Here is a 16,359-nt window from a genome sequence, read left to right as displayed (position 1 = left end):
GCGTTGTGCATGGTTGCTGTCCGCATCTACGCGCGTTGTGCACGTGACTAGGGAGACGAAATGCCGCTCAACCGTAGGACGTTCCTGGGTACTTCGGCCGCCGCAGGCGCCGGTGTGGCCATCGCCGGAGGCACGGCAGTGCCCGCTGAGGCGCAGGGGCACGGCCATGGCCACGGTCACGGGCGTCCGCCGAAGCGGTACTCCTTCACCGTGATGGGGACGACCGATCTGCACGGCCATGTCTTCAACTGGGACTACTTCACGGACAAGGAGTTCGACGACGCCGCACACAACGACGTCGGCCTGGCGAAGATCTCGACGCTGGTCAACGGGATCCGCGAGGAGAGAGGCCGCCACAACACCCTGATGATCGACGCGGGCGACACCATCCAGGGCACCCAACTGTCGTACTACTACGCGAAGATCGACCCGATCACGGCCAAGCACGGTCCGGTGCACCCGATGGCGCAGGCGATGAACCACATCGGCTACGACGCGGCGGCGCTGGGCAACCACGAGTTCAACTACGGCATTCCGGTGCTGCGGAAGTTCGAGGAGCAGTGCCGTTTCCCGCTGCTGGGGGCCAACGCCCTGGACGCGAAGACGCTCAGGCCGGCGTTCGCCCCGTACGTCTTCAGGACGCTCCGCACACCGCACGGCCGGGATGTGAAGGTCGCGATCCTCGGGCTGACTAACCCGGGCATCGCCATCTGGGACAAGGCGAACGTGCAGGGCAAGATGGTGTTTCCGGGGCTGGAGGAGCAGGCGGCGAAGTATGTGCCGCGGCTGCGTTCCATGGGTGCCGACGTGGTGCTCGTGGCGGCGCACTCGGGAGCCAGCGGCACATCCTCGTACGGTGACCAGATCCCGTACGTGGAGAACGCGTCCGCCCTGGTGGCCGAGCAGGTGCCGGGGATCGACGCCATCCTGGTGGGCCATGCGCATGTCGAGATCCCCGAGAGGTTCGTGGAGAACAAGAAGACCGGGAAGCAGGTCGTTCTCTCCGAGCCGCTGATGTGGGGGGAGCGGCTCACGGTCTTCGACTTCGACCTGGTGTGGGAGAAGGGTCGCTGGGCGGTCGAGAAGGCCGGTGCGCGGGTGCTGAACTCCAATACCGCGGCCGAGGACCCGGAGCTCGTGAAGCTGCTGACGGACGAGCACAAGAAGGTCGTGGCGTACGTCAACGAGGTGATCGGGACGTCGTCCGCCGCGATGACCACGGCGGACGCGCCGTGGAAGGACGAGCCGATCATCGATCTGATCAACGCCGTCCAGACCGACACGGTGAAGGCGGCGCTGGCCGGTGGTGAGTACGCGGCGCTGCCGGTGCTCTCGCAGGCGTCGTGCTTCTCGCATACGGCGCAGATTCCCGCCGGGAACGTGACGATCAAGGACGCGGCGGGCCTGTACCCGTTCGAGAACACGCTGGAGGCCCGTCTGGTGACGGGTGCGCAGATCAAGGACTATCTGGAGTTCTCGGCGCGCTACTACGTGCAGACGCCGGCGGGCGGTCCTGTCGACACCTCGAAGCTGACGAACGCGGATGACACGCCGGACTACAACTATGACGCGGTGTCGGGTCTGACGTACGAGATCGACATCGCCAAGACGGCCGGTTCGCGGATCGCGAAGCTGTCCTTCGGCGGTAAGGCGATCGATCCGGCGGCGCAGTTCGTGCTGGCGGTGAACAACTACCGGGCGAGCGGCGGCGGTAACTTCCCGCATGTGCCGTCCGCCAAGCAGCTGTGGGCCAATTCGGACGAGATCCGGAACACGATCATCGCGTGGGTGCAGGCGAAGGGGACGGTGGACGCGTCGGAGTTCGCTTCGGTGGACTGGAAGCTGACGCGGGACGGTACGCCGGTCTTCTAGGGCGTGGCCGGGTGTCCGGCCGGGTTTGCGGGCCCGGCCGGGCCGGGTGCGGCGGTCCGGCCGGTTGCCCGTGTGCTCGACGACCGCTCAGCTGCTGCGTTCGGCCAGCGGGACGAGGCGGGTGCGGCTCTGCGGGGGCAGGGCGTGCTCGCGGTCGAGGCCGAAGCTGGTGAACGCGGTGCGCCGGGGCAGCGGGTAGGGGTCCTTCCCGGTGAGGGAGTTGAGGATCGTCGCGCTGCGCCAGGCGGCGAGGCCGAGGTCGGGGGCGCCGACGCCATGGGTGTGGCGTTCGGCGTTCTGTACGTACACGGAGCCGGTGACGGCGGGGTCCAGGAGCAGCCGGTACTGGTCGTCGATGCGGGGGCGCTCGGACGCGTCGCGCCGCATGTAGGGGTCGAGGCCGGCGAGCATTCCGTCGAGCGGTCGTTCCCGGTAGCCGGTGGCGAGGACCACGGCGTCGGTGGTGAGGCGGGAGCGGGAGCCCTGCCGGGCGTGTTCGAGGTGGAGTTCGACCTTGGTGGTGGCGACGCGTCCGGCGGTGCGGACGGTGACGCCCGGGGTGAGGACGGCGTCGGGCCAGCCGCCGTGCTGGGTGCGGCGGTAGAGCTCGCCGTGGATGGCCGCGATGGTTTCGGCGTCGATGCCCTTGTGGAGCTGCCACTGCTGCGGGGCGAGGGAGTCGCGGGCTGACTCGGGCAGCTGGTGGAAGTAGCGGGTGTAGTCGGGGGTGAAGTGCTCCAGGCCGAGCTTGGAGTACTCCATGGGGGCGAAGGCCTCGGTCCGGGCGAGCCAGGTGATCTTCTCCTGGCCTGCGGGGCGGGCCCGGAGCAGGTCGAGGAAGATCTCGGCGCCGGACTGGCCCGCGCCGATGACGGTGATGTGCCCTGCGGCGAGGAGCCGTTCGCGGCTGGCGAGGTAGTCGGACGAGTGCACGACGGGTACGGATGGTGCTTCGGCGAGCGGCTTGAGGGTCTCCGGGATGTACGGCTCGGTGCCGACGCCGAGTGCCAGGTTGCGGGTGTGGGCGCGGCCGAGTGCCTCGGCTTCTCCGTCGGCGTCGAGTTGGGTGAAGTCGACTTCGAAGAGGGCGTGTTCGGCGTTCCAGCGGATGGCGTCGACCTGGTGGCCGAAGTGGAGTCCGGGCAGGCTCTCGCTGACCCAGCGGCAGTAGGCGTCGTACTCGGTGCGCCTGATGTGGAAGTGCTCGGCGAAGTAGAAGGGGTAGAGCCGCTCGCGTTCCTTGAGGTAGCTGAGGAACGACCAGGGGCTGGCGGGTTCGGCGAGGGTCACCAGGTCGGCGAGGAAGGGGACTTGGAGGGTGGCGTCCTCGATGAGCAGGCCGGGGTGCCAGTGGAATGCGGGGCGCTGTTCGTAGAAGGCGGTGGAGAGTTCGGTGAGGGGGTGGGCGAGTGCCGCGAGGGAGAGGTTGAACGGTCCGATGCCGACCCCCACCAGATCGTGGGGCTGGTCTGCGGAAGCCTGCTGGTCCGTCGTCATCGGGGCGTACTGCCTTCCAGGAGTTTGAGGAGAGCTTCCAGGTCACCGGTGGTGGCGTGGGGGTTGAGCAGGGTGGCTTTCAGCCAGAGGCGGTTGTCCGCGCGGGCCCGGCCGAGTACGGCATGGCCCTCGGTGAGGAGGGTGCGGCGGATGGCGGCCACGGTCGCGTCGTCCGCTCCGGTGGGGCGGAAGAGCACGGTGGAGATGGTGGGCCGGTCGTAGAGCTCCAGGCCGGGCCGGGCCTCGACGAGGTCGGCGAGTTCTGCGGCGATGGCGCAGGTGCGGTCGATGAGGGCGGCGAGGCCGCTCCGGCCGAGGGCGCGGAGTGTGACGGCGATCTTGAAGACGTCGGGGCGCCGGGTGGTCCGCAGGGAGCGGCCGAGGAGGTCGGGGAGGCCGGCTTCGGTGTCGTCGTCGGCGTTGAGGTAGTCGGCCTGGTGGGTGAGGGCGTCCAGGGTGGCGGGGCACGGGACGGCGAGGAGTCCTGCCGCGACCGGCTGCCAGCCGAGTTTGTGCAGGTCGAGGGTTACCGAGTGGGCTCGTTCGAGGCCGGCAAGCAGGGGTCGGTGGAGGTCGCTGAAGAGGAGCGGGCCGCCGTATGCGGCGTCGATGTGCAGTTCGGCGCCGTGCCGGTCGCAGAGGTCGGCGATCTCGGGGAGCGGGTCGATGAGTCCGGCGTCGGTGGTGCCGGCGGTGGCCGCGACCAGGACCGGGCCGTGTGTCGCGGTGAGTGCTTCGTCGAGCGCGGCGAGGTCGATGGTTCCGGAGGGCGACGGGACGGTGAGGGGTTCGGGGAGGCCGAGCAGCCAGGCTGCGCGGTGCAGGGAGTGGTGGGCGTTGGCGCCGCAGACGATCCGGACGGCGCCGTGGCGTTCGCGGGCGAGGAGCAGTGCGAGCTGGTTGGACTCGCTGCCGCCGGTGGTGACGAGCGCGTCGCCCGCCGGGTAGATCTCGGCGGCGATGGCGCGGGTGACGAGGGCTTCGAGCTCGGAGGCCGCGGGGGCCTGGTCCCAGGAGTCCATCGAGGGGTTGAGGGCGGAGGCGGCGAGGTCGGCGGCTGCGGCGACGGCGAGCGGCGGGCAGTGCAGATGGGCCGCGCAGCGTGGGTCGGCGGGGTCCGCCGCGCCTTCGGTGATGGCGTGGACCAGGGTGCGCAGGGCTTCTTCGGCGCCGGTTCCGGTGTCGGGCAGCACGGGGTGGGCCGTGGCCCGTACCCGTACGGCGACGGCTTCCGGGCCGCCGGGCGGCAGCGGGCCGATCCGGTCGGCGGCCCCGTCGTGCAGCGCGTCGAGGACGGTACCGACGAGGGGCCGCAGGGCGTTCGGCCCTGCGGCCCCTCCGGCGAGTGGCGGCGTACTCATACGGGTGTCCTTCGGTGCGCTCGGGGCTGTCGCCCCAGCCTGTACGGGGGACAGGCGGCGCGCCCGAAGAGCACAACGAGCTCAACCCGAAAGTGGTATTGCCCTGGTGCGGGGGGAAGTTGGAGCCTCCTGGGGTGGTACAAGGGGCTGCCGCCCCGCACCTGCGGTCAGGCCCGGCGGACCTCCAGGGCGCGCCGCAGGTCGTCGAGCTGGTCGGTGAGCTTGCGGCGCAGGGCGGGGATCATGTCGGTCTCGCGCAGACAGGCTTCGCCGCGGGCGAGTGCCTCGGGCGTGACCTCGTACGCGGGGAAGGCGTACCGTCCGGCGGCCTCGGCGATGGCCGGGCCCCGGCGGCCGGCGAGGGCGACGGCGTCCTCGTAGTAGCGCTCCGCGTACTGCGCGACGAGTTCGGTCTGTTCGGCCTGCCAGAAGCCGCCGGCGGTGGCGTTGAACAGGTAGTTGGAGAGGTCGTCGGAGCTGAACATCCGCTGCCATGCCGCGGCCTTGGCCTCCGGTGCGGGCAGCGCAGCCCGGCAGCGGGCGGCTCCTTCCTGTCCGGTGGCGCTGATGTCCCGGTCGAGTTCGGCGTCGATGACGCTCTCGTCGACGGCGCCGAGTGCGGCCAGGCGGTGGAGGATGCGCCAGCGCAACTCGGGGTCGAGTTCGGGGCCGCCGGGGACGCCGCCGTCGTCGAGCCAGGCCTGGATGCCGTCGGGCTGGGTGGCCGCGTCGATGAAGTGGCGGACTGCGACGAGGCGGAGCCCGGGGTTGTTCCCGTCCTCGGTGCGGCGGATGAGCGCGCGGCAGATCGTGCTGACGGTGGCGAGTGCGGCGGACCGGTCGGCGTGCGGCAGGTAGCGGTCGGCGATCTGGGTGGCGGCGAAGACGAGGACGCCCTGGACGACGGCGAGGTCCGCCTCGTGCGGGAGGTGGGCGAGCGCGGCGTCCAGGTAGGCGGTGGGCGGCAGTTCGCCGTCGCGGACCATGTCGCGTGCGGCGTTCCAGACGACGGCGCGGGTCAGCGGGTCGGGGAGGCCGGAGAGCGCGCGTACTGCGGTCTCCCAGGAGGCGGCGTCGAGGCGGACCTTGGCGTAGGTGAGGTCGCCGTCGTTGAGGAGGAGCAGGTCGGGGCGGCGGCCCTGGAAGGTCCTGGCGGCGTCGGTGGTGTCAGCGGTGGTGGCGGCGGCACTGTCCTCGGCGGGTACGTCGAGTTCGAAGCGTGCGCGCAGCACCAGGTGGGAGGGGTCGACCGGGTCGTGGTCGTAGGCGCCGACGGCGATGCGGTGGGGGCGGCTGCCGGTGCGGGCGACGCTGAACGACCAGTTGTTGTCGGTCTCGGTGACGGTGGGGGTGAGGGTGTCGACTCCGGTGGTGCCCAGCCACCGCGCGGCCCAGGCGTGGACGTCGCGGTCGGTGGCGGACGCCAGGTTGTCGATGAAGTCGGCGAGGGTGGCGTTGCCGAAGCGGTGCCGGGCGAAGTGGACGTTGATCCCGGCGAGGAAGTCCTTCTCGCCGAGCCAGGCGACGAGTTGGCGCAGCGCGGACGCGCCCTTGGCGTACGAGATCCCGTCGAAGTTGAGCATCGCGGACGCGGTGTCGGGGACGAGCGCCGGGTCGGGGGCGACGGGGTGGGTGGAGGGGCGCTGGTCGGCGTCGTACCCCCAGGTCTTGCGGGCGATGGCGAAGTCGACCCAGGTGCCGGTGAAGCGGGTGGCTTCGGCGAGGGTCTGGTAGCCCATGTACTCGGCGAAGGACTCGTTCAGCCAGATGTCGTCCCACCACTGGAGGGTGACGAGGTCGCCGAACCACATATGGGCCATTTCGTGGGCGATGACCATGCCGCGGGTCTGCCGCTCGGTGTCGGTGACGGCGGAGCGGTAGATGAACTCGTCGCGGAAGGTGACCAGGCCGGGGTTCTCCATGGCGCCGGCGTTGAACTCCGGGACGAAGGCCTGGTCGTACGAGTCGAAGGGGTACGGCTCGTCGAACTTCTCGTGGTACCGGTCGTAGCAGGCGCGGGTGATCTCGAAGATCTCGTCGGCGTCCGCGTCGAGGTGGGGTGCGAGTGAGCGGCGGCAGTGCAGGCCGAAGGGGAGCCCGGCGTGCTCGGTGGTCACGGAGTGCCAGGGGCCCGCGGCGACGGCGACGAGGTAGGTGGAGATGAGGGGGGTGGGTGCGGCCTGCCAGCCGCCGCCGTCGGTCCGCTCGGCGACGGCGTTGGTGAGGACGGTCCAGCCGTCGGGTGCGGTGACGCCGAGCTGGAAGACGGCTTTGAGGTCGGGCTGGTCGAACGCGGCGAACACGCGCTGGACGTCCTCCATGAACAGCTGCGTGTAGACGTAGGTCTCGCCGTCGGTGGGGTCGGTGAACCGGTGCATTCCTTCGCCGGTGTGCGAGTAGCGCATCGCGGCGTCGATCAGCAGCTCGTGCTCGCCGGGCGTGATGCCGGTGAGCGGGAGCCGGTTCCCGGAGAGCGTCCCGGGGTCGATGGGCTGCCCGTCGAGAGTCACGGAGCGCAGCTCGGCGGGCTTGACCTCGACGAAGGTGTCTCCGGCCGCACGCGCGGTGAAACGGATGACGGTACGGGAGTCGAAGGTGTCGTCGCCCTGCGTCAGATCGAGGTCGATCGTGTACCGCTGGACATCGAGGAGCTGGGCTCGGAGCTGCGCTTCATCGCGCGTCAGTACGGACATGGGCCCATCGTGCCGTACGCCGTCGGCGTCGCGCACGGGGTCTCGGGTACTGCGGGCGGCGCGGGTCGGTACGGGGTGTGGTGGGAGGCGGGGTGGGGTGAGGGGGTGTGGTGAGGTCGGTACGAGAGGGTGCGGCGGGGCGGTCACAGGGGGCGGCCGGGGCTCGGGTGGGGCTGTTGGACCGCAGGCGCTACGCGCTAGACGGACTCGCCCTGCGCACTGAATGCCTCAACTCCCTCAAAACCTACCAAGAACGGCAGCAGGACGAGCGCCAGGCGGCCGGAACGGGCTGGACGGACAACGGGCTCGTCTCCACCACCCGAAAGGCAGGCCGCTCGTCCCACCAACCTCACCCGCCGCTTTCGCCGCCTCCTCCACGGCGCGGAACTCCGGACGATCCGCTTCCACGACCTCCGGCACTCGACCGCCACCCTCCTCCTGGAACAAGGCGTCGATCTCGTCGTCATCAAGGAACTCCTCGGCCACGCCCACATCGGCGTCACCGCCACCGTCTACGCCCACGTACGCCTCCGCCTCCAGCGGCAAGCCATCGACACCCTCAGCACCGCGCTCGGCAGCCGGGAAACCACCGAGACGGCCCGCTCCGGCGGCGACGAACCACCACCACCCGCCACTGGCGTCCGCTGACGTTGCCGTCAACTACTGCCGTCAAACGCCAGATCAGCCCCGCCAAGCACAGCTCGGCGGGGCTGATCTTTGCCACTGCATGGTCCTTCTCATGGCGCGGATGGGTCGAATCGGGTAACGAACCCCATGCGATCCATGAGAACCAACGTTACGGAACCCGATACTTGAGACCCATCAGAAAGAACCGAAGAACCGGTCCCACCAACTCGGCTCCCCAGAACCGTGGAAACGCAAGAGAGTGGGCCCGCCATAGCTTCTTTCAAGAAGTTCTTCCGGAATCGTGATGTACCCCGATTCAGCGAGAACTTGCTCTACCTTCTCAAGGTCATTCGCGTCGAGCTCGCCTTCAGCCTGCGCTTCATCCGTACCCAAGAAGGCGCCAGGGTTATCGGCCGCCACCATTGCCAATGGCTTGAACTTGCTCACCAGGGCAACAATCCTCGTCCCACAGACTGTGGCTTCCCCTGGCACTTCGATTCGTCCGTACTGCGCGGAGTCCTGGATGTCTCGATCGATTCCACAAGGCGTCGAGAAGTGAGAACCAACCTGCACAGCCAGACGGCTGAACGAAGCTGCAGCATCGCCCGCATTGTAGTCAGCTGGCGTTTCTGGACATTCGGGATCGTCCAAACGATGCAACAGTTCCATCAGATTCGCATCTCTCTCCATTAATCCTCCAATCATCGAATTCGCTACACCCGGATCGGGTGGACCATTTCCTCAGTGCGGGAAAGCTGTGAGCACCTTCCCAGTGAGAGGTTCGTAACGCACTAGCATTCTCACCCCTCCCACTGACCCGATCACATTCTGAACCGCAGGTTCGCCCTTCCTGGTCTTCAGGGTTCTCTCGGCATGCACAGCAGATCCCTTGTACCAGGTCCTTTGACTATTTGGACTCGTCACCACGTCAGCAACAGCATCCAAAATCTGGTCATCAGACCACCCTTGCGGGAAAGCGTCCTTACCCGGCGCCCCCGGGTACCTGTGACCATCAAGGATGTGATCCGCCCTCTCGTCACCGATCAGCTCCCGACCAATTCCGCAGTTGCTGTTGTGAACGAGTACCGGCGTTTCCCCCGCCAGCACATAGTACGTATGGAGGCCCTCGACCGTAAGGTTATAGGTCCTCGCGTGCTTGACGAAGGGGCGGTTGGCCGTGACCGTGACTCTGCTGCCGTCGTCCGTCAGCAGGGTCATACCCCGCTTCAGCTTGGCCGTCCCGGTCCAGCGCCCTTCAGAGGGGGACCAGAAGGGATGCTCATAGGTGGCGGTGATCTTTTCCGTACCGCTTTTTGTGGCGATGGAAAGAGCGTTGAAGCGTTTGTCGTCATTAGTGACGATGAGGCGGGTCACTTTCCGGTGACCGGATTTACCCGTTCCAGGATCGGTGGCTTCTACCTCATCACCCATCTTGACGTCTTCAATTTTCTTCTTTTCCCCGTCGGCCATGAGGACACGAGTACCGGCCAAGAAGCACTGCGCACATCCAAATTTTGCTCTGCCGGCTCGCTTCCCTTTCCGATCACCCGGACGTCACCAATCAACGCGTCAACGCCATCCGAGAATGTGCGCATACTCCCTATTCATGGACAAATTGCCCACGCCATGCACAGCTCGGCCCCATCAGGGACGCCTCCGGTCGCAGCTACTGCCTGCACCAACTGTCCCGAATTCACACCTGCATGCAGCCACCACAGGGGTCACTACGCACCGGTCATCACGAGAGCTGTCCCCGGACGGGAGCGCCTTGGACCAGCCGCCCCGGGGCCGGCGCCGCGTGGTCGATTGCCACGAGGGCCGACGCCGGCCCCCCGTCCCACCGGCGGGCCCCGGTCACTTGTCCGTCGCCGAGCCGTCCGCGATGCGTTCGTGGTGTCTGATCACTTCCGCGACGATGAAGTTGAGCAGCTTCTCGGCGAACGCCGGGTCGAGTTTCGCGCTCTCGGCGAGGCTGCGCAGCCGGGCGATCTGGCGGGCCTCGCGGGCCGGGTCGGCGGGCGGGAGCTGGTTGCGCGCCTTGAGGAGGCCGACCTGCTGGGTGGCTTTGAAGCGCTCGGCGAGCATGTGGACGACGGCGGCGTCGATGTTGTCGATGGATCCACGCAGGCGGTCCAGTTCGGCCTGTACGGACGGGGCTGTCTCGGTCATGGTCGTCGAGCTTACGTCGTGATCGTCGGCGGGTCGTCGGGGTCCGGTATCTGGTCACTCCAGCCGCCGGGCACGGTGTGTCCCTGCTGCTGGCGGAAGACGACCGGGGCCTTTCCGACCCGGCGGGTGAAGAGCCGGGAGAAGTACGCGGGGTCGTCGTAGCCCACTCTGCGGGCGACGGCGGCGACCGGCAGATCGGTGGCGGCGAGCAGTTCCTTGGCGCGGCCGAGGCGGATGCCCAGGAGGTAGTCCTTGGGGCTGCAGCCCGCCCCCTGCCGTACCGCGCTGCGCAGTTCGGCCGGGGTCATGCCGTGCCGGGCCGCGTGTTCGGCGACGGTCAGCGGCTGGAAGGCGTCGCGGGCGAGCGCCTGGAGGACGGGGGCGCCTTCGGCGTCGGTGTCGGCGCGGGCGCGGCGCAGCGCGACGAGCAGTTCGTGGACGGCGGCCCCGCTCTCCACGTCGAGCAGCGGGTTCCCGCGGCGCGCGGCGCGGACGATGCGCCCCACGGCGGCGCGTGCGCCCGCGACGTCGGTGAGCGGGACGACGGGCCGGTCGGGTTCGATGTAGCCGAGTTCGGTGTAGGTGGCGGTGGCGGGCCCGGTGAAGTCGACGAAGGACTCGTCCCAGCCGGTGGCCGGATCTGCTCCGTAGTGGTGGGTGGCGCCGGGGGTGATCCAGATGAGTGCGGGTGCGGTGACGGTCGTACGGCGTCCGTCGGCGCCGCGGTACCAGCCGCTGCCCGCACCGACGACGACAGCGACATGGTGGTCGAGCGTCCGCGGGCCGACCGCGGGCAGGGTGCCGTGCTGGAGGCCCACTCCGAGGCAGACCAGGCCGAGCTTGTGGTGGGCGGGGCTCGGAGTGAAGTAGCGCATCCAGGTGTGGTACATCCCTTTTCCGGCCTCCTGTACGGTGCGTCGCGATCTTCACGGGTTGTTGACTGCGGTCTCTTGCGTCCAACGAGCGTTGATCTTTGTCCATGGACCGGGCCGCCGCCAGAGGTGAGAGTGTCGACGTGGCTGATTTCACTGTGGGTGACGAGGATTTCCTGATCGACGGGCGGCCGGTCCGGCTGCTGTCGGGGGCGCTGCACTACTTCCGGGTGCACGAGGACCAGTGGGGACACCGGCTGGCCATGCTCCGGGCCATGGGGCTCAACTCCGTTGAGACATACGTCCCGTGGAATCTGCACGAGCCCCAGCAGGGCCGCTTCCATGACGTGCAGGCACTCGGCCGGTTCCTGGACGCCGCGCACGAGGCCGGCCTGTGGGCGGTCGTCCGCCCGGGACCGTACATCTGTGCCGAGTGGGAGAACGGCGGGCTGCCGCACTGGCTGACCGGAGCGCTCGGTGCGCGGGTGCGGACGCGTGACGCTGAGTATCTGCGCCAGGTGGACCGCTGGTTCCACCGGCTGCTGCGTGAGATCGTCCCCCGGCAGATCGACCGGGGCGGCCCGGTGATCATGGTGCAGGTCGAGAACGAGTACGGCAGTTACGGATCCGACCAGGTCTATCTGCGCCATATGGCGGGGCTGCTCCGCACGCTCGGGGTGAGCGTGCCGCTGTTCACGTCGGACGGTCCCGAGGACCACATGCTGACCGGCGGTTCGGTCCCCGGGGTGCTGGCCACGGCCAACTTCGGCGCGGGCGCGCGCGAGGGCTTCGGCGTGCTGCGCCGGCACCGGCCGAAGGGGCCGCTGATGTGCATGGAGTTCTGGTGCGGCTGGTTCGACCACTGGGGCGCCGAGCCCGTCGTACGGGATCCGGCGGACGCCGCGCGGGCGCTGCGGGAGATCCTGGAGTGCGGGGCTTCGGTGAATCTGTACATGGCGCACGGCGGGACGAACTTCGCCGGCTGGGCGGGCGCCAACCGCTCGGGTGAGCTGCACGAGGGCGAGCTGCAGCCGACCGTGACCTCGTACGACTACGGTGCGCCCATCGACGAGTACGGGCGGCCGACCCGGAAGTTCTGGCTGTTCCGCGAGGTGCTGGCGGAGTACGCGGACGGGCCGCTGCCCGAACTGCCGCCGTCCCCTGCCGCGCTGGCGGCGCCCGTACGGGCCGCGCTCCCCGAGTGGGTGCCGCTCGGCGAGGTGACGGACGCGCTGGGCGGGCCCGAGCAGGTCACAGGTGCTCCCCCGTCGTTCGAGGAGCTGGATGTCGACCGGGGTCTGGTCCGCTACCGCGTACAGGTGCCGGGCCCGCGCAAGCCGTATCCGCTGACCGCGCCCGGAGTGCGCGATGCGGCGCAGCTGTACGTCGACGGGGTCCGCACGGAGCTGGGCGCTCCGGTGGCGGGGCCCGCGTCGGTGGAGCTGTGGGTGGAGTCGCTGGGCCGGGTCAACTACGGCCCGCGTCTCGGTGAGCCGAAGGGCCTGACGGGCGGGGTGCTGCACGAGCGGCAGTATCTGCACGGGGTGCGTGCGCGGGGGCTGCGGCTCGACGCGTTCGACGACGCGTCGGCGGTCGCGAAGCTGCCGTTCCGTGCGGTGCCGCCGGGCGGCCCGGATTCCGGGGCCCGGGGGCTGCACCGGGGGACGTTCGAGGTGAGCGGGGCCGGGGACGCGACACTCGAACTGACCGGGTGGGTGCGGGGGTTCGTCTGGGTGAACGGCTTCAACTTGGGCCGTTACTGGTCGGCGGGGCCGCAGAGTTCACTGTTCGTACCGGGCCCGGTACTGCGCGAGGGCGAGAACGAGGTGTGGGTGCTGGAGCTCGCGGCGGATGCGGCGGATGCGGGCGAGCCGGGGCTGGCGCTCCGCTGAAACCCCCTCGTTGGAACCCCCGCCGTAACCCCCCGCGCACACCGGGCGGTTACGGCGGTGGGCCGGTCCTCGGCTGAGGACCGGCCCACCGCGCACCGCACCGTCGGATGCGTCCGGCTCCGCTACACCTCGCGGACCTCGAAGGCGTCGAGCGCGAATTCGGCGACACCGTCGTCGCCGACCTTGCGCAGTCCCACCCAGGCGTCGCCATCGGCCGGCGCGGTGAACTCGTAGCTCAGCTGCGTCGGTTCGGTCGCGACGGGCAGTGCCTTGCGGTCCAGCTCGCGCGCCGCGGGCTCGTCGACGCCGGTGATCCAGGCGTACTGGCCGGCCGTGTCGTTCTCGTACCGGAAGGAGACCCGGTACCGCTTCGACGGCTCGAAGCGGACAGTGTGCTGGACGGTCCGGTAGACCAGGCCGTCGTTCTCGCCGCGCGACTTGAGCGACTGGCCGCCGTCGATGACGTCATCGATGACCTTGCCGTTCCAGCCCCGCTGGGTGAACGGCGCGTGCCGCTGCCCGACATGGGTCCGCGGGTCGGTCGAGCCGCCCGCGTCGCCCTTGACGAAGACGCCCCAGCCCTGCGGGACGTTCTCGAAGTCCTCGAAGGCCACCGTGCCCGCCTTCCGGGTGGGCTTCGCCCCGGCGATCCGCAGGTTGTCGAACCGCACCTGCGCGTCGCCCGCGGCCACCCGCAGCGTGAGGTCGACCCGGCCGCCGCTCTCCGGCACGGTGAAGTACGTGAACATCCGCTGGAAGCGGGTCTCGTGCTTGCGGTCGGCCGCGACGTAGTTGCCCGCGCACGAGGTGTCGGTCCAGTTGGCGGCGGTCACGCCGTCGGCGGTACGGATCTCCAGGGCGGCCCTGCGCCGCTCCCCCGCCTTCTTGCCGACCTCGACCTGCACCGAGGCGACATAGGTGCCGGCGGGCAGCCGGCCCAGGCGCTGGCCGACGGTGGTGGCCGCTCCGGCGCCGATCACCAGCTCGTAGTCGCCGATGGAGTTCAGTACGACGGAGGCGGTTCCCCCGGCCGGCGTGGTCTGCCAGCCCTTCAGGGAGCCGGAGTTGAAGCCGGGGTCGTACACCGGAGTGCCCTGCCCCCACTGGGGTTCGGCCGGGGCTGCTACCCGTGAGCGGTACAGCACATAGGGCTGTCCCGCGGTGGCCTCCACGGTGACCTTGCCCGAGCGGACCGCCAGGTCACCGGCGTGCACCCGACCCTGGTCGGTCAGCCGGTAGAGCGCGACGCGCGAGGAGTGCGACCAGCCGCGCGGCAGCTGCCAGGTGGTGCTGCCGCCCTTGGGGTTGTAGTGGTAGAGCTTCTCCGGGTCGGTCGCCCTGCGGGGCTCCCAGGGCAGCAGGTAGCTGCCGCCGGTGTAGACGACCCGTCCGTCGGTGGTGATGCGGCGGTTGCCGTCCGTGTCGCCGACGACGGTCCCGGTGGGGCCGAAGAAGGTGATCTCGTGCTCGGTCCACCGCTTGACCGGGTAGGCCTGGAGGTACTTCGCGGGCAGCGCCTCGGTCCAGATGATGTCGTAGAAGGCGTTCCAGTCGGTCTTGTTGACCCAGCCCTCGAAATTACCCATCCGCCCGGCGCCCAGCAGCGTGGGCCACTTGTTGGAGAAGACGTCCTTCTGGTGGTTGCGGATGAAGCGGATCAGCTGGGAGTTGATGCCGCGCGAGGTGTCGGCGCCGTAGTCGGTCTCGTTCGCCCAGTGCGACCACACCGAGGAGCGCTCCAGGCCGTGGCCCCACTCGCTGCTGACCGTCCACCCCTGCTCGCGCAGGGCGCGCTGGAGCCGGTCGCCGTTCCAGCCGGACTCCCGGAAGACGTCGAAGTAGATGGCGTTGAGCGCGGGGTGCGTGTCGTTACGCAGGTCCTGGAGCCGCTTGATGATGTCGCCCGACACCAGGTCACGCCGGGAGTCGATGCGGTAGGACTGGTCGAGCCAGTCCCACTGCTTGTTGGTCTTGTCGACGAGCTTCTCGGAGAAGGCGTGGGCGACGGGGTACGACTCGGTGGCGTTGACGTGCACACTGAAGTCGCTGTTCCACTTGCTGCCCTCCTTGACGAGGGTGTTCATGTCGGCGAGCCCGCCGGCCCGCTCGTTGTAGTTGCCCGCGTAGTCGGGGTGGGCGGAGTCGTGGCCCTCCGACTGGTACCCCTTGAGCAGCGTGTACTGGCGCAGCCCGTCCGTGGCGAGCGAGATCCGCTTGACGTTGTCGAGCGTCGCGAGGAACGGGTTGGTGGCCTGCGAGGCGAAGTTGAACGGGATGTGCGGGACGACCCGCAGATGGGTGTCGTCCGCGCCGAGCGGGGTCACCATGATGTCGCGGAAGGCGATGGCCGCGTCCTGCCAGTCGACCACGCCGTCGCCGTTGCGGTCCCGGGTGAGGATGACGGTCGCGTACGGCAGTGGTTCGGTGGCGTCCACCGGCGAGGTGTCCGCGCGGTGGGTCCACTGACCGCACGCCAGCTGCGCCTTGACGTAACCGTCCTTCTTGACGGTCTGCCGCCACATCCGGCCGTTCTCCCAGGTGGCGCCCGGGGTGTCGGCCGGATTGTCGTAGACCGTGTTGGTCTCGACGGCCCCGCCGAGCCCGTCGTGCGCCACCACGGCGTACGCGCAGCCGACGGGCGCCGCGTCCGCCGCGCTGTCGGGCGCGACCTTCACCAGGGTGTCGCCGCTCTTGGCCTTGTCCAGGTCGAGCTTGGCGGCCAGCAGGGTGGCGCCCGGCTGGTCGCTGCGTACCGAGAGGAAGGCGAGGGCGGGGATCTCCAGCGTCCCGACGCGCAGCGCCGCGGTGTCCGCGATACGGGTGACCCGCCAGTCGGTCCGCCATCCGTCGACCCGGATCTCGACACCGATCTCGGTCCCGCCGTCGAAGGCGAGGGTGTACGCGATCCGGTCCCGGCCGGGCCCGGACGTCACCTTCGGGGTGTGCGGGGCGCCGTCGATGAGCACCGAGGTGACGGGGTCCTCCTGCCCGTGCAGCAGCGCGCCCGTCCGGCGGTCGGTGTACGACACGATGCGCGGGAAGCCGCGGTCGACGCGTACGTCGAGGGCTTCGGAACGCAGGACGGCCTCGGCTCCGCCGGTGGCTCCGGAGCCCGTGGCCGCCGCGTCCGCCGCGAAGGCGGACGGGGTGGCGAGTGCCGCACCGACACCGGCCAGCGCGGTGGCGGCCACCACGGTCCTGCGGCTGGGCCCTCGGTCTTCTTCGTGCACGCTCGCTCCTCCATCGCGACGATCATCCGTGCACGTCACGATGGAGGGGCGGGGCGTGTGAGCCTATGGACAAAGGAGGGACAGGTCTTGGACTAAAGCGATATCAGGCGCTTTGCCCGGGCTCCCTGTCCGTTCCTCCGACCGGT

Annotated in this window: 9 protein-coding genes and 2 pseudogenes; 3 read left to right on the top strand and 8 right to left on the bottom strand. The window is 69.4% G+C overall.

All coding sequences use genetic code 11. From position 1 onward, the window contains the following. Window positions 1–60 precede the first annotated feature (60 nt). The gene (locus OG385_RS25670; protein WP_266858033.1) at window positions 61–1,872 is read left to right on the top strand and encodes a bifunctional UDP-sugar hydrolase/5'-nucleotidase; all 1,812 of its coding nucleotides are present in this window, start codon (window positions 61–63) and stop codon (window positions 1,870–1,872) included. Between the two features lie 87 nt (window positions 1,873–1,959). Here the strand turns inward: OG385_RS25670 and OG385_RS25665 are convergent, their stop codons facing one another. The 3 genes from OG385_RS25665 to pepN all read right to left on the bottom strand — a co-directional run bounded on the left by OG385_RS25665 (window position 1,960) and on the right by pepN (window position 7,423). Next, on the bottom strand, window positions 1,960–3,369 hold the full coding sequence (locus OG385_RS25665; protein WP_266858031.1) for a lysine N(6)-hydroxylase/L-ornithine N(5)-oxygenase family protein: 1,410 nt from the start codon (window positions 3,367–3,369) through the stop codon (window positions 1,960–1,962). After that, window positions 3,366–4,730, bottom strand: a complete 1,365-nt coding sequence (locus tag OG385_RS25660) for an aminotransferase class V-fold PLP-dependent enzyme (protein ID WP_266858029.1) — start codon at window positions 4,728–4,730, stop codon at window positions 3,366–3,368. Before OG385_RS25660 ends, OG385_RS25665 begins: the two co-directional genes overlap by 4 nt. A 167-nt stretch (window positions 4,731–4,897) precedes the next feature. Beyond that, the gene (gene pepN, locus OG385_RS25655; RefSeq protein ID WP_266858027.1) at window positions 4,898–7,423 is read right to left on the bottom strand and encodes an aminopeptidase N; all 2,526 of its coding nucleotides are present in this window, start codon (window positions 7,421–7,423) and stop codon (window positions 4,898–4,900) included. A 206-nt stretch (window positions 7,424–7,629) separates the two neighbouring features. Between pepN and OG385_RS25650 the strand changes: the two are divergent. Continuing rightward, a pseudogene (locus tag OG385_RS25650) lies at window positions 7,630–8,071 on the top strand (tyrosine-type recombinase/integrase); the annotation flags it as partial. 174 nt (window positions 8,072–8,245) lie between these two features. Here OG385_RS25650 and OG385_RS25645 read toward each other — a convergent pair. From OG385_RS25645 to OG385_RS25625, 4 genes and pseudogenes are all read right to left on the bottom strand, one after another. Continuing rightward, entirely contained in the window at window positions 8,246–8,719 is a 474-nt protein-coding gene (locus OG385_RS25645; RefSeq protein ID WP_266858026.1) for a hypothetical protein, read from the bottom strand. A 393-nt stretch (window positions 8,720–9,112) separates the two neighbouring features. Beyond that, window positions 9,113–9,559: pseudogene (locus tag OG385_RS25635) on the bottom strand (Hint domain-containing protein); the annotation flags it as partial. Window positions 9,560–9,904: 345 nt separating this feature from the next. Next, a complete protein-coding gene (locus OG385_RS25630; protein WP_266858024.1) occupies window positions 9,905–10,219 on the bottom strand; it encodes a chorismate mutase in 315 nt (104 codons plus the stop codon). 11 nt (window positions 10,220–10,230) lie between these two features. After that, window positions 10,231–11,109, bottom strand: a complete 879-nt coding sequence (locus OG385_RS25625; RefSeq protein WP_266858022.1) for an AraC family transcriptional regulator — start codon at window positions 11,107–11,109, stop codon at window positions 10,231–10,233. Window positions 11,110–11,234: 125 nt separating this feature from the next. Here OG385_RS25625 and OG385_RS25620 point away from each other — a divergent pair, with 125 nt between their 5' ends. Next, a complete protein-coding gene (locus OG385_RS25620; RefSeq protein ID WP_266858020.1) occupies window positions 11,235–12,983 on the top strand; it encodes a beta-galactosidase in 1,749 nt (582 codons plus the stop codon). 122 nt (window positions 12,984–13,105) lie between these two features. Here OG385_RS25620 and OG385_RS25615 read toward each other — a convergent pair whose 3' ends face one another. After that, a complete protein-coding gene (locus OG385_RS25615; protein ID WP_266858019.1) occupies window positions 13,106–16,213 on the bottom strand; it encodes an endo-alpha-N-acetylgalactosaminidase family protein in 3,108 nt (1,035 codons plus the stop codon). Window positions 16,214–16,359 lie beyond the last annotated feature (146 nt).

It is taken from the genome of Streptomyces sp. NBC_01306, from assembly GCF_026340465.1.
In the GTDB taxonomy this organism is placed as follows: Bacteria; Actinomycetota; Actinomycetes; order Streptomycetales; family Streptomycetaceae; genus Streptomyces.
The sequence above is the reverse complement of the archived record's forward strand: the minus strand, read 5'-3'. Positions and strand labels throughout refer to the sequence as shown.